The sequence below is a fragment of the Nonomuraea sp. WAC 01424 genome (genome assembly GCF_003947315.1).
GTDB classification, from domain to species: domain Bacteria; phylum Actinomycetota; class Actinomycetes; order Streptosporangiales; family Streptosporangiaceae; genus Nonomuraea; species Nonomuraea spiralis.
The window spans coordinates 781,623-799,607 of record NZ_QHHZ01000002.1 but is presented as its reverse complement, the minus strand read 5'-3'; the positions used below and the strand labels follow the sequence as shown (position 1 = coordinate 799,607).

Here is a 17,985-nt window from a genome sequence, read left to right as displayed (position 1 = left end):
TCGGCCGTTCGACCGATGGGCCTCCGCCATTCGGCTGAAAGGACTACAACGCCGACAGCAGAGCGGTCACGTGCGGCAGAGGATCGCGGTCCAGCGGGCGCAGGACCACCGTACGGGCCCCCGCCGCCCACATGGCTCTGACCTGGGCCGCCGCCTCGGCGGGAGTGCCGGCCGCCATGACGACGTCGCGGGGCGGCACCCCCAGGAAGGCCGCCTGGCCCTGGACCGTGGGGTGGGCGAGCCGGTCGGCCTCGTCGCCGATGTGGAGGAAGGCGAAGACGGCCAGCTCGTGGTCCTCGTCCCCGGCGATCCGGGCGGCGATCCCGGGAAGCTGCTCCGGGCCGACGCCCTCCGGCAGGATCGTGCCCTGCGCGACCCGGCCCGACAACGCCAGCGAACGCGGCCCCTTCACGCCCGCCAGGACGGGCGGCGGCTCGGCCGGCGGATGCACCAGCGACACGCCGTCGAGCTGCACGGCCCTGCCGCGCAGGGTGACCGTCTCACCGCGCAGCAGGGCGCGTACGGCAGTGATCGTCTCCTCCAGCAGGGCGAGCGGCGACGGCACGGCGGCGCCGGCCTGTCGCATCCACTCCTGCACGCCGTGGCCGATGCCCGCGGCCAGCCGGCCGGGATGCACACGGGCCAGGTTGCCCAGCTCCATCGCCAGCAGCATCGGGTTGCGCAGGGGCGCGGGGGTGATGCCGATGCCGACGCGGAGGCGGGAGGTGACGGCCAGCGCGGTCGCCGCCGCGGAGACGCCGCCGGTCCAGCCCAGGTCCTCCACCACCCACAGGTCGTCGACGGCGGTCTCGTCGAGCGCCCTGGCGAACGGGATCAGCTCCTCGGGAGGCAGGTCCCGGTCGAACATCACGCCGAGTCTCACGAAGCCCTCCAGTAATAGCGGAACAGCCGGCCGACCTCGGAGTACCCGGCACGCAGGAAGGCGTTCGCGGTGGGTGTGTTGCCCACGTCGGTCCCGGCGGCGATGCGCTGGAGCCCGGCCTCGGCCAGCGTACGTGTGCCGTGCGCGAGCAGGTCGTGGACGTAGCCCCGGCCGCGCTGCTCGGGCACGACGCCGATGTAGGCGATGGAGTGGTCGTCGGGCGCCACCAGGCCGACGGGGGACTCGCCGAGGTGGCCGACGACGAACCAGTCGGGCTTGGCCCTGCGGTTGACCAGGTCGTCGTACATCCAGCGGGCCTCCGTCACGGCGGCCGCGGTGGCCACCTCGACCTGCGTGTCATGGTCGAGGGAGCCCACGGAGATGCGCATGAGGAGGTCGAGCACCTCGGCCGGGTCCATCTGCCGCGCCGGCCGGTACGTCAGCCTGCCCGGCTCCTGCGGGACGTCGGTGCCGGCCGCCCATTCGAGCATCAGCCGTTCGACCTCCATGACGAACCCGGCGGCGGTCAGCGCCTCGTGCTCCACCGCGCGGTCGACGAGAGGGGTCAGGCCGGGTTTGAGTGAGATGTCGTGCATCATCTTGTCCAGCCCCGTCTCGCGCAGGCTGCGGCGCAGCAGCGCGGCGCCCGCAGCGGGGGCAGGGCCGGGGTCGAACTGCCAGACGATCACCGGGTCCGCGCCGGCGAAGGGGGCCCAGAACGCCAGGCGGGCCTGCCCTTCCACGAAGCACCACTCCGGCCGCGTCCTGCCCTCGTCGAAGGCCGCGGCCTGGTGGACGCGGGCGGGCTCGGGGAACTCATCGAACAACGTGGAAGCCTCCGGAACTGAAGGGGGCTCTCCCGAGACTCTATGAGGCAGAGGACGCGGGAAGGTGTGCCCCGGATGACAACACGCCCATGTTCCCGCAAAAGAGGCCGGCGTCAGGCTGCCGGATCGAGGGCGGCCCTGGCCTCGCCGAGCGAGCCGCTGGTCTCGAAATGCCGATCGAGATTGGTGATCGTCAGAAGGTGGCGGATCATGCCGGGCCCGAGAACGAGGATCATGCGCCCTTTCATGTCCCGGACGTGATTGAGCGTCGCCACCAGAACGCCGAGCCCCACGGAATCGCAGAAAGGCACCTCGGTCAGGTCGATCACCAGATTGAGCGGATCCGCCGCCGCCATCGCCTGGTCGATCTCCGCACGCAGGCGGGGCGCGCCCGCGACGTCAAGGTCACCCGCGACGTGGAGCACCGTACAGGGGTCCTCCCGCCAATATCTGACCACCATAGGGATGACCTGCCCGAACTTTACGTGCTTATGCCTATTTCTTACAGATGTTCTCCATTGCAGTCTTAGTCGTCGGCGTAGCTGTGGGTTTGTCTGACGGAGTGCCGGGCTGCTTGAGTTTCTTGATTTTCGGCTGGTCGCTTCCGGCGATCACCTCGACGTCCTTGACGTCGGCCTCCCGCAGCTCCGCGCCCGGGATGACGGACGCCACCAGCCGGGCGGCCGCCTCCTGCCCGGCGGCGTAGCGCACGAGGGTCTTCTTGTTGTCCTTCTTGGCCGTGTTGCCCGGCTCGCCGGGCACCTTGAAGCCCGAGGCCACCAGAGCCGACTTAGTACGCGCGCCCAACCCCGTGATGAGCGTGCCGTTCATCACCTTGACGGTGACGCTCTCCGGCGGGACCACGGTCTTGACCGGCTTGGGCGTTGCCGTCCGGGTCGGCTCGGGCTTGGCGAGATCCTCGTCGGCGTCGATGCGGCGGAACATGTCACGGGCCGCCGGCCGGTCCCACAACACCGCCGACTCGCCGGTCGGGGCCTTGAAGTCGACGTTCGCGAGCGGCACGTCGGCGAACCGTACGTCCTCCAGCGAGACGTCGCGGAGCTGGGTGGCCAGCCCGATCAGCCCGTCGTCGGGATCGACCTTGACCGTGCTCAGCGTGGAGTTGACGAACGCGGCGAGCTTGGCCGGGTTGGCCAGCGTGTCGGCGCTGAGCGCGCGGTTGAGCAGCGCGGAGATGACCTGCTGCTGCCGGTCGATGCGGTCGAGGTCGGAACGGGCGGTGGCGCGGGTGCGGGCGTAGCCGCGCGCCTGGGCGCCCTGGAGCTGGTGGGTGCCCGCGGGCAGGTTGAGGCCCGTCTTCGGGTCGTTGATCGGGATGGGCGTGCAGACGGTGACCCCGCCGAGCGAGTCGACCACGTCGATGAACCCGAGGATGTTCACCTCGATGTAGCGGTTGATCTCCAGCCCGGTCGCGGCCTTCACGGCCTGCATGGTGAGCTTCGGCCCGCCGAACTGGTACGCCGAGTTGATCTTGTGGTCGCCCTTGCCGGGGATCGTCGTCCAGGTGTCGCGCGGCAGGCTCACCACGGTGACGCGCTGGTGGTCCTCCGACAGATGGATGACCATCATCGTGTCGGTGCGCTGGCCGGACTCGCGGCCCAGCTTGAGCTGGTTCTGCTGCTGCCTGGTGAGGTCGTCGCGCTTGTCGACGCCGACGAGCAGGATGTTCTCGGCGCCCTGGGACTTGGGCGCGGTCACGCCCGCGTCGACCGTGCCGATCTGGCGCGGGGTCGCCCACACCACGCCGGTGGTGACCAGGATGCCCGTGGACAGCAGGCCGGCGACGATCACGTTGCGGCGGCGGGCCTTGGCACTCCTGACGGGCCTGCGGGGACGGGGGGTGGGGGGAAGCCTGACGCCGCCGTAGGCGTCGCCGCCCACCAGCACGCCGACGCCCTGGTCGCCCGGTTCGCGCATGCCCTCCTCCTCGTATCCGCCGGGGACGCGGGGCCTTCGATTGCCCTCCTCCCCTGGTCGTACAGTAGCGTGAGCCCCGCCATGAAGCAGTTCCCCGACTCGCCGCACGCGCCCGCGGAGACGCGCGCCTGGCCCCCCATCTCCGTCGTCATGCCGGTCCTCAACGAGGAGCGGCACCTTCGCGAGGCCGTCGACCAGGTCCTCGCCCAGAGCTACCCCGGTGAGATCGAGGTCGTCCTCGCCGTGGGTCCGTCCCAAGACCGCACCCAGGAGGTCGCCGACGCCATCGCGGCGGCCGACCGCCGGGTGACCGTGGTGCCCAACCCGACCGGTCGCACGCCCAACGCGCTCAACGCCGCCATCGGCGCCTCGCGCAACGGCATCATCGCCAGGGTCGACGGGCACGCCATGCTGCCCTCCGACTACCTGCGCGTCGCCGTCGAGACGCTGGCCGAGACCGGCGCCGACAACGTGGGCGGCGTCATGGCGGCCGAGGGCGTCACGCCGTTCGAGCAGGCCGTGGCCTGCGCCATGACCTCCAAGATCGGCGTCGGCGCCGCCGCCTTCCACGTGGGCGGCACCGCGGGCCCGGCCGACACCGTCTACCTCGGCGTGTTCCGCCGCTCGGCGCTCGACCGGGTCGGCGGCTACGACGAGCACTTCCAGCGTGCCCAGGACTGGGAGATGAACCACCGCATCCGCCAGACCGGCGGGCTGGTCTGGTTCCAGCCGCGCATGCGGGTCTCCTACCGTCCACGGCCCAACGTCAAGGCGCTGGCCAAGCAGTACTTCCATTACGGCCGCTGGCGGCGCGTGGTCGCGCGCACCCACGAGGGCACCATCAACCTGCGCTACCTGGCCCCGCCCGCCGCGGTGCTGGCCATGGTGCTGGGGCTGGTCCTGTCGCCGTTCTTCCCGTTCACGCTCGTCGTCCCCGGCGGCTACGCGCTGGCCATCGTGGCCGGCTCGGCGCTGACCGGCAGCGGCCTGCCGGGCGCGGCCAAGCTGCGGCTGCCCGTCGTCTACGCCGCCATGCACATCTCGTGGGGCTGGGGCTTCCTCACCAGCCCGCGAAGGCTGGCCAGGCCGCCAGGCTGATCACGAGCCCGAGAAGACCCGCTCGACGGCCGCGTCGAAGCGGGTCAGCGCGTCCGGGTACTCCGGCCCGAGCAGGTAGCTCCTGAGCTTGATCCTGGCTCGGGCCAGAGTGTCCTCACCGTCCAGGAAGCCGGCGAGGGCCGCGAGGTCCTCGCCGATGAGCACCCCCGCCTCGGTGCTCGGGTAGCGCTCGTGGAAGCCGCGCTCGGGCAGCCCCGCGACGTTCGTCACCGCGTACGGCTTCTCGCTGGCCAGGAAGTCGGCCACGACGCTGGAGATGTCGCTGATCAGCAGGTCGCACTCGTTGAAGCAGTCGTACAGGTGCGGGCGCTGGCCGGTGACGATCAGATGCCGGATCTCGGGCGCGTCGCCGGAGCTCGACGGATGCCTGGCCTTCGACTTCGCCAGCTCGGCCGCCTCGATCATGGCCACGATCCTGCGGTGCGCCCGGGTGGCGCTCTTGTCGCGGTGGCCGGTCAGCGGGTGCGGCTTGTAGATGATCCGCAGCGGCGGGTCGTGCTCCAGCAGGGCGCGTACGATGCGGGGGCCCATGGTGATCAGCGACGTGTGGAACAGGTCGTCGTTCCAGCCCTCCCAGGTGGGGGCGTACAGGACCGTCCGGTACGGCAGCTTCGGCCCCTCCGTCGAGATGCCTTCGAGCTGCGGACGGCCCACCTCGTGGATGTTCTCGTCCCGTACGCCGACGCGGGCGCGGCGGTAGCGGTCGCGACCGGCCGGACCAGCCACCCACACCTCGTCGTAGACCCGCGAGAACGGGTTGAACGAAGCCTCCTTGTCGCTGTCGCCGTGGTTGAGGAACACGCTGCGCAGCGTGGGGATGCGCAGCATGTGGACGTTGCGGCCGACGTTGGAGACGTACAGGCAGAGCTTGGCGCCGGACAGGGCGCGGAAGCTCATCAGGTCGGCCGAGGACGGGATGCACACCATCGGCAGCGTGGTCGTCTCCAGATGCCGGGCCATGCCGCGCTCGCGCAGCACGACGATGGCACGCCTGCCGATGCGTTCGAGGGTGGGCAGCCACATCCTGGCCTGGTAGGCGGCGGCCGTCGCGCCGGAGAAGTACAGGATGACCTCCGGGTCGTAGGCCCTGACCTGCTCGCCCACGACCTCCAGCACCCGCGCCCGGTCACCGAGCGGCCGGGTGCGCCGCACGTACGGCAGGAGCGCCAGCACGCCCGCAGAGGCCAGCAGCAGCGCCACGCCCGCGCCGGCCGCGCCCGCCGCCGCGCCGAATGTCGCGCCGAGCACCGGCAGGGCGTCCAGGCCGAGGAAGCGCACGCCGCGATGGCCGCCCAGGAACGGCGGCGGCATCTTGGGGATGCGCAGCGCCGACACGTCGATGTTGCGCGTGGTCACCGGCATGCTGCTGAGCGTCTGCCGCAGGCGGATGGCCAGGCCCGAGTGCGCCGCCCGCGCGCCGTGCAGGGCGAACAGCCCGGCGGCCAGCGCCACGAACCACGGCGAGTCGGCCCCCGACACCCGCGCCACCAGCAGCAGCGCGGCCGTCTCCCGGGCCGCGAAACGCAGCGTGACCCCGAGGTGCATCCGGCTGAGCAGGTCGGTCACGCCGTCCGCCGTGCGTCCGGCGGCGAACTCCACGCCGTATGAGACCACGGCGACCAGCCCGAACAGCAGCGGCGCCGGCCAGAGCGCCGACGCCAGCAGAAGGGGGTAGCAGCCGAGCAGCGCGCCGATCGCCAGCAGTCTTCTCATGCGACCGCACGGTAACAACCCGCAGGTCAAGGGCCTTCCACGCGATCGTCTACGACATGCCCGGACACGTCAGGAGATGGACCCCCTGATCGCGAACAGCTGCTCGGCGATCCGCAGATCGTCCGGATGGGTGACCTTGATGTTGCGCTCGCTGCCGGGAACCAGGTGGATCGGCACCTCGGGCAGGTACCGCAGCACCACGCCGCAGTCGTCGGTGGCCGGGCGGTCGGCGAAGCCGGGATCGGCGAGGGCCCGCTCGTACGCCTCGCGGATCACCGAGAGCCTGAAGCACTGCGGCGTCTGGCTGCGGCGCAGCCGCGACCGGTCGAGGACCTCGCCGATCACCTCGCCGCCGTCCGGGCCGGGCACGGCCACCAGGACCGTGTCCGAGCTCGGGATCGCCACGTTGACGGCCCTGTGGGTACGCAACGCCGCCACGCACTCGGTGATGATCCGCGGCTCCAGAAGGGGCCGTACGGCGTCGTGCAGCAGCACGTCGCACTCCTGCGTGCCGAGCGCGCGCAACGCCCGCCACGTGCTCTCCGTACGGCTCCGGCCGCCCTCGACGATCTGGCTGACCTTCCGGTAGCCGCCGCCCGCCACGATGTCCTTCACCCGGTCGGTGAAACCCGGTGTCATCAGCACGACGATCTCGTCGATCTCCGGCGCCCGCTCGAACACCGCGATCGAGTGCTCCAGAATCGTCCGCCCGGCTACTTCGATGAGCTGTTTGGGTATCTCATGTCCGACCCGCTGCCCCACGCCTCCCGCGAGGAGCACTCCGACCGACCGCAGCGCTGCTTCCATGTCCGGCAGCGTAACGGTCCTGTTCCGTGATATCGCGTCGCCCTGTCGCTACGCTGTGTCCACGCACTCCCTACCGGGAGGAGACCTGCGCTTTGCCCGACTCACTGACCCGCGAGGGCACGACCACCTCGGTGGTGCTGCTCGCCACGACCCCGGCCTGCCGTCTCTCCTGCGCCGACGGCACGCTGCTCGACCGGCTGAGCGACCAGCTCACCGTGCTCCCCGTCCGCGACGTCCAGGTGGTGACCGCCGGGGGCGGGCTCGGCGCCGACCTGCGGGGCGTGGCCAAGATCGCCCGGGTCTCCGCCGGCACGATCGTGGTGCTCCCCGCCGACCTCGTCGCCCACACCGAGGCGCTCGCGCTCCTGCTCGAACATCCCGCGCGCGACACCGGCGCGCTCGTCTCCCACGACGCCGCCGCCGGTCCGATGCGCCCGCCCGTACGGGTGGAGGCCGGCCGGGTCGTCGCCGCCGGCAGCTCGTTCCACACCGTCCCCGAGGCCAACGCCACGTTCAGGGGGGTGCTCCAGGCCGGCGAGGCCGACCTGGCGTCCCTGGCCGACATCGCCGAGGAGCTGGCCGAGCTGGCCGACACGGGCAAGCTCGGCCCGGTCACCGCCGTCGAGACGATCGACCTGCTGCTGGTGGGCCTGGTCAGATCGGGCGTACGGGTGCGCGCCGCCTCGCTCGGCCCGCTGCACGCCGACCGCGTGACCGGCCAGAACGCCGCCGACAGCGCCCTGACCAGGCTCGCCGAGATCGACGAGGCCAGGGTCAGGCTCGACACCGCGGTCAAGGAGGACGACGGCTTCTTCGCCACGTTCTTCGTCTCGACCTGGTCGCGCCACCTGATCAGACCGGCCGTCCGGCTCAAGCTCACCCCCAACACCGTCACCGGCGTCTCGATCGGGCTGGCCGCGCTGGCGGCCGTCTGGTTCTCGGCCGGCACCCAACCCGCCCGCGTGGCCGGGGGCGTGCTGTTCGTGTTGTCGTTCGCGCTCGACTGCCTCGACGGCCAGCTCGCCCGCTACACCCGCGCGTTCTCACCGCTCGGGGCCTGGGCCGACGGCATGGCCGACCGGCTGAAGGAGTACCTGGTCTACGCCGGGCTCGCCTTCGGCTACGGCGGCACCGAGATCTGGTACCTGGCCGCCGCGGCGATGATCGCGCAGGTCGTCCGGCACGCCCTCGACTACTCCTACGCCGGGGCCGTCGCCGACGCGGGCCGCGTGGGCGCGCTGTGGGCCAGGCCCGCCCGCTCCCTGCTGGAGTCGGCCGACGCCCGGCACGCCCACGGGGTGCTCGGGTTCGCCCAGCGTATGGAACGGGACTCGGTCGCCCGCTGGTTCAAGAAGATCATCGTGCTGCCCATCGGCGAGCGGACCGCGCTGGTCGCCGTCACCGCCGCCGTGTGGAACGCCAGGGTGACGTTCCTGTCCTTGCTGGTCTGGGGCGGGATAGCCGCCCTCTACCAGCTCGCCGGCCGCGTCGCCAGGTCGGCGCGGTGAGGCGGGCCGACCCGCGGGCCTTCATGAGGGCCGCCCGCCGGGCCGTCGTTGCGCCGATCGGGAGGCCGGCAGCGTGATCTCCGTCCACATGACCCCCGTACCGAACAGCACCGTGGTCGCCTACCGCGACGACGGGCCGCTCTCGCGCGCCATGGGCCTGCTCGTGGCCGGGCAGCTCCCGCCGCTGCCGCCGGTGATCGCCGGCACATTCGTCACCGGCGTGCTGCTGCTGATCGGCGTGGCCGGCTCCGACGGGCTCGCGGTGTTCGCGCCGGGCGTGGCGCTGCTGCTGGCCGGACCGGGCAGCACCCACCCGCACGACGGCCGCTTCGACTGGCTCGTGCCGCCGATCCTGCGACTCATCGAGTACAGCTTCGTCGCCGCCTGCGGGTTCGCCCACGGCCTGCCGCCGGTGCTGACCTTCCTGCTGCTCGGCGCGCTCGCCTTCCACCACTACGACCTGGTCTACCGGCTGCGCCAGCGCGTCTACCCGCCGCCCTGGCTCTCGACGCTCGGCCTCGGCTGGGACGGCCGGATGATGGCGGTCTCGCTGGCCGCGATCGCTGGCTGGATGACCGCCGGGTACGTGCTGCTGATGCTCTACCTGTGGGCGTTGTTCGGCTGGGAGAGCATCACATGCTGGCTGGCCGCGCCCCGATCGGGCATCGAGGCGACCGAGATGGGAACGCAAGACTAACGCCGGATTACCCGCGAAGGGGCCAAAGGCAACTAACCTTTGGGCACACGTAGTCATGCTCGACCGAGGAGTGCACGTTGCTGGGAATGGTTCTGGCCGCCGGGGCCGGACGACGCCTGCGGCCGTACACCGACACGCTGCCCAAGGCGCTCGTGCCGGTAGACGGCGAAACCACGATCATGGACATCTCGCTGCGCAACCTCGCCGAGGTGGACCTGCGGGAGGTCGTGGTCGTCGTCGGTTACGCGGCGCAGGCCGTGCACGAGCGCAAGGAGGAGCTGGAGAGGCGACACGGCGTCAAGCTCACCCTCGTGCACAACGACAAGGCCGAGGAGTGGAACAACGCCTACTCCCTTTGGTGCGCCCGCGACTACTTCGCCCAGGGCGTGCTGCTGGTCAACGGCGACACCGTCCACCCCGTCTCGGTCGAGAAGACGTTGCTGGCCGCTCCCGAGACCAGCGACATCCTGCTCGCGGTCGACGACGTCAAGAAGCTGGCCGACGAGGAGATGAAGGTGACCCTCTCGCAGGAGGGCTCGCTGCGCCGCATCACCAAGCTGATGGACCCGTCCGAGGCCTACGGCGAGTACATCGGCGCCACGCTGATCAGGCCCGGCGCGGCCGAGCGGCTGGCCGACGCGCTCAAGGCGACCTTCGAGCGCGACCCCCAGCTCTACTACGAGGACGGTTACCAGGAGATGGTCGAGCGCGGCGAGGGCATCCACGTCGCGCCCATCGGCGAGGTCGACTGGGTCGAGGTGGACAATCACGACGACCTGGCCAAGGCTCGTACCATAGCCGTTCGCTACTAGAGGGAGCGCGCATGCCGCTTCTAGCGAGGATGTTGCCGGCGCCCCTGACCATGGAGGTCAGGCGCGGCGCCGTGGCGGAGCTCGGCGCCCTGCTGGCCGACAGCCGCGTGGCGACGTCCGGCCGGGTGGCCGTGGCCGTCGGGCCCGGCCAGGGCGATCACATCGAGAGCCTGATCGCCCCCACGCTGGGCGAGGCCGAGGTGTTCAGGGTGAGCGACGGGTCGGTCGAGGCCGCCGTCTCGCTCGGCGCAGACCTGCGCAAGGGTGCCTACGAGGTCGTCGTGGGAGTCGGCGGCGGCAAGACGATCGACGCGACGAAGTACGCCGCCTCGCTCGCGGGCATCCCGATGGTGGCCGTGGCCACCAACCTCTCCCACGACGGCATCTGCTCGCCCACAGCCTCCCTCGTCTACGAGGGGGGCAAGGGCACGTTCGGCGTGCCGATGCCGCTGGCCATCCTGGTCGACCTCGACTTCGTGCACAACGCGCCCAAGTCGCTGGTCAGGGCCGGGATCGGCGACGTCGTCAGCAACCTGTCGGCGATCGAGGACTGGCAGCTCGGCAGCGTCGAGCGCGGCGAGCCCATCGACGGCCTGGCCTGCTCGATGTCCCGCACTGCCGCCGAGGCGCTGGTCGGCCGGAGCGACGGCATCGAGTCCGACGCCTTCCTGACCGTTCTCGCCGAGTCGCTCATCCTGTCCGGGATGTCGATGGTGGTGGCCGGGTCGTCCCGGCCCGCGAGCGGTGGAGATCATGAGATCCTTCATGCCGTGGATCAGCTCTTCCCCGGCACCTCCAACCACGGCGAGCTCGCCGGCATCGGGGCCGCCTTCTGCTTCTTCCTCCGGGAGGACGCCGCCAGGGTGGCCCAGGTCGTCGACTGTCTGCGCCGGCACGAGCTGCCCGTCGTGCCCGCCGACATCGGGCTGACCGGCGAGCAGTTCGCCGAGGTCGTCGCCCTGGCGCCGTCGACCCGTCCCGGCCGTTACACGATCCTGGAACACCTGCGCATGCAGGACTCCGAGATCCGCGATCGGGTGGAGGACTATGTCCGGGCCTTCGGTAGCTGAGCTGCGGCGGGTCGCCCAGCCCGAGGGCCACCTGGAACGCAGGAATGGCGAACACTGGGCGGGCGTGCTCTACATGCGCCGGCTGTCCATCTACGTCACGTGGCTGATGAGCAAGACGTCGGTCACGCCCAACCAGCTCACCTGGGTGATGACGGTCGCCGGGGTCGCGGCGGGCTTCGTGCTGGCCCTGCCGGGGTTGTGGGCCGCCGTGCTCGCCGCCCTGCTCGTCCAGGTCTACCTGCTGCTCGACTGCTCCGACGGCGAGCTGGCCCGCTGGACGGGCAAGACGTCGCTGGCGGGGGTCTACCTCGACCGCGTCGGGGCCTACTTCACCGAGGCGGCCGTGCTGGCCGGGCTCGGCTGGCGGGCCTCGGCCGTCCTGCCCGACTGGTACACCGTGCTCGGCTTCGCCGCCGCGCTCGGCGCGATCCTCATCAAGGCCGAGACCGACCTCGTGGAGGTCGCTCGGGCCAAGGGCGGGCTGGGCTCCTCCTCCGAGGCGTCGGCGGTGCAGTTCCGTTCGGGGCTGCTCGGGTTCGGCAGGCGGGTGCTGGCGGCGACGAAGTTCCACCGGATCGTGCAGCCGATCGAGCTGTCCCTGCTCGCGGTGGTGGCCGCGGTGATCGATCTGGCGACCGGAGCGCTCGGGGCCTCCCGTGTGCTCATCGTGGCCTGCGCGATCGCCGCCGGGCTGCAGACCGTGCTCCATCTGATCAGCATTATGGCCTCGAGGCGGCTTGGGTGATCTCATGTCGGAACCGGAGGAGCTTCCCGTCCGTCGTATTGATCGGACGTCCGCCGTTCGGTGGGGGTTCACCATCGGTTCCGATACGCTTAGCTCCACCATTGTCAACAAGTTGCAGACCAGCAGACTCGGTGATCATGAAAGTATGTTCCGCTCGTGTCCTCAACGCGTCAGGACGATGACCCGTTGAAGATTTCGTGCGTCATTCTCACCATGGGCAACCGGGTCGCGGAGCTGAACCGGGCCGTCGAGTCCGCGCTCAACCAGATCGACGGAGACGTCGAAGTGGTGATCGTGGGCAACGGCGCCGACGTGCCCCAGGTGCCGGCGACGCCACCCGAGGGCTCGGCCGCGGTCGTGAAGACGATCCGGCTCGACCACAACACCGGCATTCCCGCCGGCCGTAATCGCGGCGTCGAGGAGTGCTCAGGCGATGTCGTGCTGTTCCTCGACGACGACGGCTGGTACGCCAACCAGAAGGTCGTCGCCCATGTGCGCGACCGCTTCGCCACCGAGCCCGACCTCGCGGTGATCTCCTTCCGGGTGATGGACCCGGAGGGCGGCGTCGGCCAGCGGCGTCACGTGCCCCGGCTGCGTGCCGGCGACCCGCAGCGCTCCTCGCCGGTCACCACGTTCCTCGGGGGTGCCTCGGCCGTGCGCCGTTCGGCCTTCCTCCAGGTCGGCGGGCTGCCGGAGAAGTTCTTCTACGCGCACGAGGAGACCGACCTGGCCTGGCGCCTGCTGGGCGAGGGCTACCGCATCGAGTACGACGCCGAGACCGTCATGTACCACCCGCAGGTCCCGCCGACCCGCCACGCGCAGTTCTACCGGCTCAACGCCCGTAACCGCGTCTGGCTGGCCCGTCGCAATCTGCCGTGGCCGCTGGCGTTCCTCTACCTGACCAACTGGGTGGTGCTCACGCTGATCCGCGAGCGCCGTTCGGGGGTCGCGATCAAGGCGTGGTTCTCCGGCTTCTTCGAGGGGCTGCGCACACCGGCGGGCGAACGCCGTGCCATGGCCTGGCGTACCGCCTGGCACATGGTCAAGCTGGGCCGCCCGCCGATCGTCTAGACCGTCCGGACCTCTTCCGCCTCGCCGAAGGTCATCGAGGCTCGGGAGACGGTCGAGGTGAACAGCGCCCGCTTGGGCAGCCCCAGCTCGCTCAGCTCCTTGGCGATCGGGTGGTTGCCCAGGCGGATCAGCGCGCCGCCCGGCCGGATCCGGGTGCCGCCGGCGCGTACGGACCAGGGGACGCGCCGGGTGACGCCCTCCAGGTGGGTGTAGGCGTCGAGCGGGGCCATGGCCGCCGGCGCCGGCAACCCCGGCCTGATCAGTACGTCGAGCACGAGCCGGCCGTCCTTGCGCAGCACACACCGCTTGTACGGCGACCCGAGCCGCAGCTCGATGTCGGCCAGCTCCTTGGGGAAGCCCCAGATCCGCCGCCCGGCCTCCAGCGTGAACCGCTGGTCGACGGGCAGCCAGTGGACGAACATGCCGGCCTCGCGCAGGTCGCGGAGCCCGACCGTGCCCCTCGCGCCCGGCCGCCGGATCAGGAAGGCCATCCCGAACTCGTGGTAGGTGTCGAGGTCACCCTCGCGGTAGTCGACGAACAGCAGGACGCACACGGCCTTGCCGGGGAAGACCTCGGCCACGTCGAGGCCCGAGTAGGCGATCACCGCCCGCGCCGCGTCGGCCCGCACCGCGTAGAAGGCGCTGCAGACCTCCGCGTCCTCCACTCGCACAGGCATGCCCACCGTCCGGCCCTGGATCAGATGCGATGCCATGGGTCCAGTACATCAACCCGCGAGCCCGCTGGCCATTCCTACACCGCCAGCGCGTGTTCGGTCAGCCCGGCCCACGACTCGGCCAGCGTGACGAAGCGCCCGGCCTGGTCGGGCCAGTGGTGGCGGAGCCGGGCCTCCGCGTGCCCGAGCGCCCCCAGGTCGGCCCGCCGCGCGGGGTCCTCCTTCAGGTCCAGTACGGCCTCCAGCAGCGCGTCCACGTCCCGGGGGACGATCAGGCCGCAGCCGATGGCCTTGACCAGCGGGGCGGCCTGCGGGGTCGCGATCACCGGCAGGCCGCGGCCCATGTAGTCGAGGATCTTCGTCGGCGGCTCGGTCACGGCGTCACCGGCCAGGGACAATCCGGCCAGCGCGCCCTCGGCCATGCGCAGGGCGTGCCGGTTGGGCACGTACCCGAACCAGTCGAGCAGGCCGACGCGCTGGGCGTCGCGCAGCAGCGGGCGTACGTCGCGGTCGGCGGCGCCGATGAGGTCCATCCTGATGCCGTGCGGGACCAGGCGCTCGGCCAGCGCGATCAGCTCGGCCGCGCCGCGGTCGGTCGCCAGGCGGCCGATGTGCACGACCCTGGTGTCTCCGGGAGGAGGCGGGCTGGGGGACACCAGGGTCGCCTCGGGCACCACCGCGGAGGTGATCACGTGGTGCCGTCTTTCCGCGCGGGCCCGCCGCCTGGGGGAGACGTCCTCGCGTACGTCCCAGACGACCGGAGGGCGCCGGTGGGGCAGCGCGCGCAGCAATTGGTGATCATGCACGATCAGCAGGTCGGCGTCCCGTACGCCGCGCCTGAGCGCCGCGCGGGCCTTGCCGTACGGCGCGTCGCGGGAGACGTCGACGGCGGTGAGCCCGGCGGCCGGGGTCACGTTGTAATAGGTGAACGGCGCGACGTAGGTCACCTCGTGGCCCGCGTCGAGCAGCGCCCGGATCTGCCTGTGCATGATCCGGGCGTCCTCGGGATGGTGGACGGTGGTGGCGACACATGCGCGCATGTGTCGATGCTCCGCGCCTACCAGGTCAAAGGCGTTAACGCAGGTGAAAGTGCCGCTTAACTTCCAGATGGGCGGCGATAGAGCCAGGTCAGGCGGGGTTCGAGCACCCATTTGAAGACCGTACGGGTCTCCGGCAGGCACAACACGATCGCCAGCGCGAACGAGCTGGCCGCGATGGCGAGCACGCCCAGGGGCCCGTGCAGCCACGGCAGCGCCAGCCAGCCCTGGTCCTTGGCGATCAGCACGGGGATGCCGTGGAGCAGGTAGCAGTAGAGCGTGCGGGTGCCGAGGTCGGAGTACCAGGTCTCGCCGCGCGGCACCAGGGCCAGCACGGCGAAGCTCATCGCGAGGGCGCAGACCAGCAGCCCGACCTTCAGCAGCAGGCCCATCCACCAGGACAGGTCCATGTCCTGGAAGCTGTGCTTGAAGTAGAACGGGTCGAGCGGGGCCTTGGGCGCGATGACGATGGCCACGGCCCCCGCGCACAGCAGCGTGACCCCCGAGACGATCTTGATCCACAACTTGTTGAGCATCTCGAAGTGCTCGGGCTGCATGACCAGGCCGATCACGAAGAACGGCAGCAGGCCGAAGAAGCGGTCCATGCTGAAGTCGCCCGCGATCTGCGAGAACCCGGCGAACATGTAGATCGCGATGGCGACCGGCACCGGGTGCTTCATGCGCTTCCACACTGGTGTGGACAACCGCCAGAACAGCAGCGCCAGCAGATACCAGTTGAGCCAGGCCGGATCGATGATCGTCAGGCTCCACTTCTGGCCCAGCCCGGCGCGGACGGCCGCGTAGCCGACCTCGACGATCACGTACGGCACGACGAACGTGTCGACGAGCTTGTTCGTCTTCGCGTTGGAGTTCCAGAAGTTCCTGGACAGGTAGCCACTGATCAGCACGAACAGCGGCATGTGGAACATGTAGATGTAGATGTAGAGCGCTCTGGAGGAATGGGCCGCGAGCGTCGGCACCAGCGAGTGGCCGAGCGGCACGAGCGCGATCAGGACGAACTTGACGTTGTCGAGATAGGGATCGCGCTTGCGCTTGGGCGGCTCGGGCTCCTCGGCGGGCTCCTCCCGCTCCTGCGGGTCGTCGGGCCTGGCGATGCCGTGAGGATCGGTCTGGTTGCCCCAGGCGGACTCCTGAGGCAGCGGCCAGCGAGCTCCAGTGTTGGCCGGCCCGCCTTCCTCCACGGGGCCGTCAGGGCTCCGCGGGGTCGTGACGGGTGAGGAGAACTTGGTCTCAGACACTGGGGAGCTCAGCTTCGCTAGGGGCCGGGGTGCACGACGCAACTCTGACAGGCCGCTCTTACAAACGCTTCAACAGCAGCCATGTCGCGCTGAGTCGCCGACCCGCAAACATTATCCCGATCTAGCGTCCCGTGTCTCACGGGATGCCCGGTTCCACAGGGAACTTGGAGCCTCAGGTGCACACGTTCTTCTGGTCGGAGGCGGTGATCGTGCTGTTGTTCACGCTGTCAGGAAGCTTGGTCACCTTGACCGACTTGAAGTCCGAGCCCACCACGAGCTGGATCAGCGGAGCGCCCTTGACGCCGGCCCCGGCGGTCACCGTGGACGTGTAGGGCTGCAGGTTGGTCGTGGTGACCTTGCCCGCCTCGGGAGCCGGCTTGGGCACCACCGCGCCGGACAACACGGCCGCGTAGTCGGCGCCGGTGGTGGCCCCCTTGGCGTAGCGGATCTCGCTGGTCGGCAGGCTCGCGCCGCCGGCGGCCTGGTAGTTGCCCACGCCGACGACGTTGAAGCCCTGCTTGGCCAGCTCGTCGGCCACCTCGCGGGCCTTGCCCGGCGTGGTGGTGCCGTTGAGCACCTGGACCTTCACCTGCTCGGGCTTGGGCGTGACCTTGGGTTTGGTGCTCGCGCTGGCGCTCGGGGCCGGGGTGGCGACCTCGGTGTCGCTGATGACCGAGGCCCACAGCGCGGAGGCGTCGGGCTGCTTCCAGACCACCCGGTTGGGGTCCTGCGGGTCGGGCAGCCACGGGATCGTGGTGAGCTGCACGCCGCCGGCGGTCAGCTCCTTGGCGCTGGTGGCGATGTCGATGAGCTGCTGGGTGTCGTTGGCCAGCTCGGGGTCCATCGTGACCGAGCCGGCCGCGGCCTTGATGAAGCCGGTCAGCTTGCCGAGGTCGGTGAGCAGCTCGCTGCTCGTGGCCTTGGCGATGACCTTGCTCAGGAAGATCTGCTGGCGCTTGATGCGCTGGATGTCGCTGCCGTCGCCGTAGTGGCGCAGCCGTACGTATCCGAGCGCCTTCTCGCCGTTGAGCAGGCTCTTGCCCGGAGGCAGGACGAGATGGGATGCCTTGTCGTTGACGCCGGACTTGAGGCAGATCTCGATGCCGCCGAGGGCGTCGACGATGTTCTTGAAGCCGCTGAAGTCGACCTCGACGAAGTGGTTGATGCGGATCTGGGTGAGCGTCTCGATCGTGGAGATCGTGCACGCGATGCCGCCGGAGTTGTACGCCGAGTTGATCATGTCCCGGCGGGGGGCCATCTCGGCCTTGGTGGTCTCGTTCTTGCACCTGGGGATCTGCACCATCGAGTCGCGCGGGAAGCTGATCAGGCGCGCCTTGTCCCGGTTGGGGGAGATGTGCATGAGGATGATCGTGTCGGTGCGTTTGCCGCCCGCGTCGGCCGTCCTGGCGATCTGCTGGCCGTACCGGGCGTTGCCCTTGCCGGCGCGGGTGTCGGAGCCGACGAGCAGGACGTTGAGCGCGCCCGTGTCGCGTGGACGCGGGTTGATGATGTCCTCTTTGACGCTCTTCTGGGTGATGTTGCCGAAGGCGTCGCGATAGACCGTGTAACCGGTCAGCGCTCCCGCGACCATGACCGTGGTGGCCGCGATGCTGACCCAGGCCAGCACCCGCATCTTGCCCTGACCGTTGTCGCCGCCGCCGCGGTGGCCGCGCTGGCGCTGGTCGTCGGGAGGGGGCGGCGGGGAGCCCGCGGCCCTGCGTGCCATCCGGCTGCCCGGAGCGCTGGGGGTGACCCTGGCGTCCTGCGTGGACGCGCTCCTGTAGTCACTCATACGCCCCCTAGCCTCGTTCCTTGCGCCAACGCG

The 17,985-nt window shown here is 70.5% G+C and carries 17 protein-coding genes; 7 read left to right on the top strand and 10 right to left on the bottom strand.

Features of this window, described 5'->3' with window-relative positions; all coding sequences use genetic code 11:
• Positions 1-43 precede the first annotated feature (43 nt).
• From DMB42_RS08995 to DMB42_RS08980, 4 genes are all read right to left on the bottom strand, one after another.
• Positions 44-883 (bottom strand): LLM class flavin-dependent oxidoreductase, encoded by an 840-nt coding sequence (locus DMB42_RS08995; RefSeq protein WP_260477573.1) that lies wholly within the window; start codon positions 881-883, stop codon positions 44-46.
• A complete protein-coding gene (locus DMB42_RS08990) occupies positions 880-1,710 on the bottom strand; it encodes a GNAT family N-acetyltransferase (RefSeq protein WP_125632445.1) in 831 nt (276 codons plus the stop codon). The genes DMB42_RS08995 and DMB42_RS08990 overlap by 4 nt, the downstream gene beginning before the upstream one ends.
• A gap of 113 nt (positions 1,711-1,823) precedes the next feature.
• Complete coding sequence (locus DMB42_RS08985; protein WP_125632443.1) at positions 1,824-2,171, bottom strand: STAS domain-containing protein; 348 nt, start codon at positions 2,169-2,171, stop codon at positions 1,824-1,826.
• A 34-nt stretch (positions 2,172-2,205) separates the two neighbouring features.
• Positions 2,206-3,648 carry an LCP family protein gene (locus tag DMB42_RS08980; protein WP_125632441.1) on the bottom strand — a complete coding sequence of 481 codons (1,443 nt, stop codon included), beginning with the start codon at positions 3,646-3,648 and terminating at the stop codon, positions 2,206-2,208.
• Positions 3,649-3,729: 81 nt separating this feature from the next.
• Between DMB42_RS08980 and DMB42_RS08975 the strand changes: the two genes are divergently transcribed.
• Positions 3,730-4,746, top strand: a complete 1,017-nt coding sequence (locus tag DMB42_RS08975) for a glycosyltransferase family 2 protein (RefSeq protein WP_125632758.1) — start codon at positions 3,730-3,732, stop codon at positions 4,744-4,746.
• On the opposite strand, the gene DMB42_RS08970 is transcribed toward DMB42_RS08975, so the two are convergent.
• Positions 4,747-6,480: a CDP-glycerol glycerophosphotransferase family protein gene (locus DMB42_RS08970; RefSeq protein ID WP_125632439.1), complete on the bottom strand. Its 1,734-nt coding sequence runs from the start codon at positions 6,478-6,480 to the stop codon at positions 4,747-4,749.
• Positions 6,481-6,549: 69 nt separating this feature from the next.
• Positions 6,550-7,287, bottom strand: coding sequence for a 2-C-methyl-D-erythritol 4-phosphate cytidylyltransferase (locus tag DMB42_RS08965; protein WP_185844533.1), 738 nt, complete (start codon positions 7,285-7,287; stop codon positions 6,550-6,552).
• A 92-nt stretch (positions 7,288-7,379) separates the two neighbouring features.
• Here DMB42_RS08965 and DMB42_RS08960 point away from each other — a divergent pair, with 92 nt between their 5' ends.
• From DMB42_RS08960 to DMB42_RS08935, 6 genes are all read left to right on the top strand, one after another.
• Positions 7,380-8,795, top strand: coding sequence for a CDP-alcohol phosphatidyltransferase family protein (locus DMB42_RS08960; RefSeq protein ID WP_125632437.1), 1,416 nt, complete (start codon positions 7,380-7,382; stop codon positions 8,793-8,795).
• 73 nt (positions 8,796-8,868) lie between these two features.
• Positions 8,869-9,492 (top strand): DUF5941 domain-containing protein, encoded by a 624-nt coding sequence (locus DMB42_RS08955; protein WP_125632435.1) that lies wholly within the window; start codon positions 8,869-8,871, stop codon positions 9,490-9,492.
• Between the two features lie 77 nt (positions 9,493-9,569).
• Entirely contained in the window at positions 9,570-10,304 is a 735-nt protein-coding gene (locus tag DMB42_RS08950; protein ID WP_125632433.1) for a sugar phosphate nucleotidyltransferase, read from the top strand.
• Between the two features lie 29 nt (positions 10,305-10,333).
• Positions 10,334-11,374: an iron-containing alcohol dehydrogenase family protein gene (locus tag DMB42_RS08945; RefSeq protein ID WP_185844558.1), complete on the top strand. Its 1,041-nt coding sequence runs from the start codon at positions 10,334-10,336 to the stop codon at positions 11,372-11,374.
• Positions 11,352-12,119: a CDP-alcohol phosphatidyltransferase family protein gene (locus tag DMB42_RS08940; protein ID WP_125632429.1), complete on the top strand. Its 768-nt coding sequence runs from the start codon at positions 11,352-11,354 to the stop codon at positions 12,117-12,119. Before DMB42_RS08945 ends, DMB42_RS08940 begins: the two co-directional genes overlap by 23 nt.
• A 186-nt stretch (positions 12,120-12,305) precedes the next feature.
• A complete protein-coding gene (locus DMB42_RS08935; protein WP_125632427.1) occupies positions 12,306-13,190 on the top strand; it encodes a glycosyltransferase family 2 protein in 885 nt (294 codons plus the stop codon).
• On the opposite strand, the gene DMB42_RS08930 is transcribed toward DMB42_RS08935, so the two are convergent.
• The 4 genes from DMB42_RS08930 to DMB42_RS08915 form a co-directional block, all read right to left on the bottom strand.
• Entirely contained in the window at positions 13,187-13,903 is a 717-nt protein-coding gene (locus tag DMB42_RS08930) for an acetoacetate decarboxylase family protein (RefSeq protein ID WP_125632426.1), read from the bottom strand. The two genes, DMB42_RS08935 and DMB42_RS08930, sit on opposite strands and share 4 nt — an antisense overlap.
• Positions 13,904-13,941: 38 nt before the next feature.
• Entirely contained in the window at positions 13,942-14,904 is a 963-nt protein-coding gene (locus DMB42_RS08925) for a glycosyltransferase (protein ID WP_125632424.1), read from the bottom strand.
• Positions 14,905-14,960: 56 nt separating this feature from the next.
• Positions 14,961-16,160 carry an acyltransferase family protein gene (locus tag DMB42_RS08920; protein WP_125632422.1) on the bottom strand — a complete coding sequence of 400 codons (1,200 nt, stop codon included), beginning with the start codon at positions 16,158-16,160 and terminating at the stop codon, positions 14,961-14,963.
• A 172-nt stretch (positions 16,161-16,332) separates the two neighbouring features.
• Positions 16,333-17,952 (bottom strand): LCP family protein, encoded by a 1,620-nt coding sequence (locus tag DMB42_RS08915; RefSeq protein ID WP_125632420.1) that lies wholly within the window; start codon positions 17,950-17,952, stop codon positions 16,333-16,335.
• Positions 17,953-17,985: the final 33 nt, after the last annotated feature.

Bases quoted from the DNA above. Each gene is read 5' to 3' on its own strand.
- DMB42_RS08970 (WP_125632439.1), bottom strand. From the start codon at position 6,480: ATGAGAAGACTGCTGGCGATCGGCGCGCTGCTCGGCTGCTACCCCCTT.
- DMB42_RS08945 (WP_185844558.1), top strand. From the start codon at position 10,334: ATGTTGCCGGCGCCCCTGACCATGGAGGTCAGGCGCGGCGCCGTGGCG.
- DMB42_RS08985 (WP_125632443.1), bottom strand. From the start codon at position 2,171: ATGGTGGTCAGATATTGGCGGGAGGACCCCTGTACGGTGCTCCACGTC.
- DMB42_RS08965 (WP_185844533.1), bottom strand. From the start codon at position 7,287: ATGGAAGCAGCGCTGCGGTCGGTCGGAGTGCTCCTCGCGGGAGGCGTG.
- DMB42_RS08940 (WP_125632429.1), top strand. From the start codon at position 11,352: ATGTCCGGGCCTTCGGTAGCTGAGCTGCGGCGGGTCGCCCAGCCCGAG.
- DMB42_RS08925 (WP_125632424.1), bottom strand. From the start codon at position 14,904: ATGCGCGCATGTGTCGCCACCACCGTCCACCATCCCGAGGACGCCCGG.
- DMB42_RS08980 (WP_125632441.1), bottom strand. From the start codon at position 3,648: ATGCGCGAACCGGGCGACCAGGGCGTCGGCGTGCTGGTGGGCGGCGAC.
- DMB42_RS08975 (WP_125632758.1), top strand. From the start codon at position 3,730: ATGAAGCAGTTCCCCGACTCGCCGCACGCGCCCGCGGAGACGCGCGCC.
- DMB42_RS08930 (WP_125632426.1), bottom strand. From the start codon at position 13,903: ATGGCATCGCATCTGATCCAGGGCCGGACGGTGGGCATGCCTGTGCGA.
- DMB42_RS08915 (WP_125632420.1), bottom strand. From the start codon at position 17,952: ATGAGTGACTACAGGAGCGCGTCCACGCAGGACGCCAGGGTCACCCCC.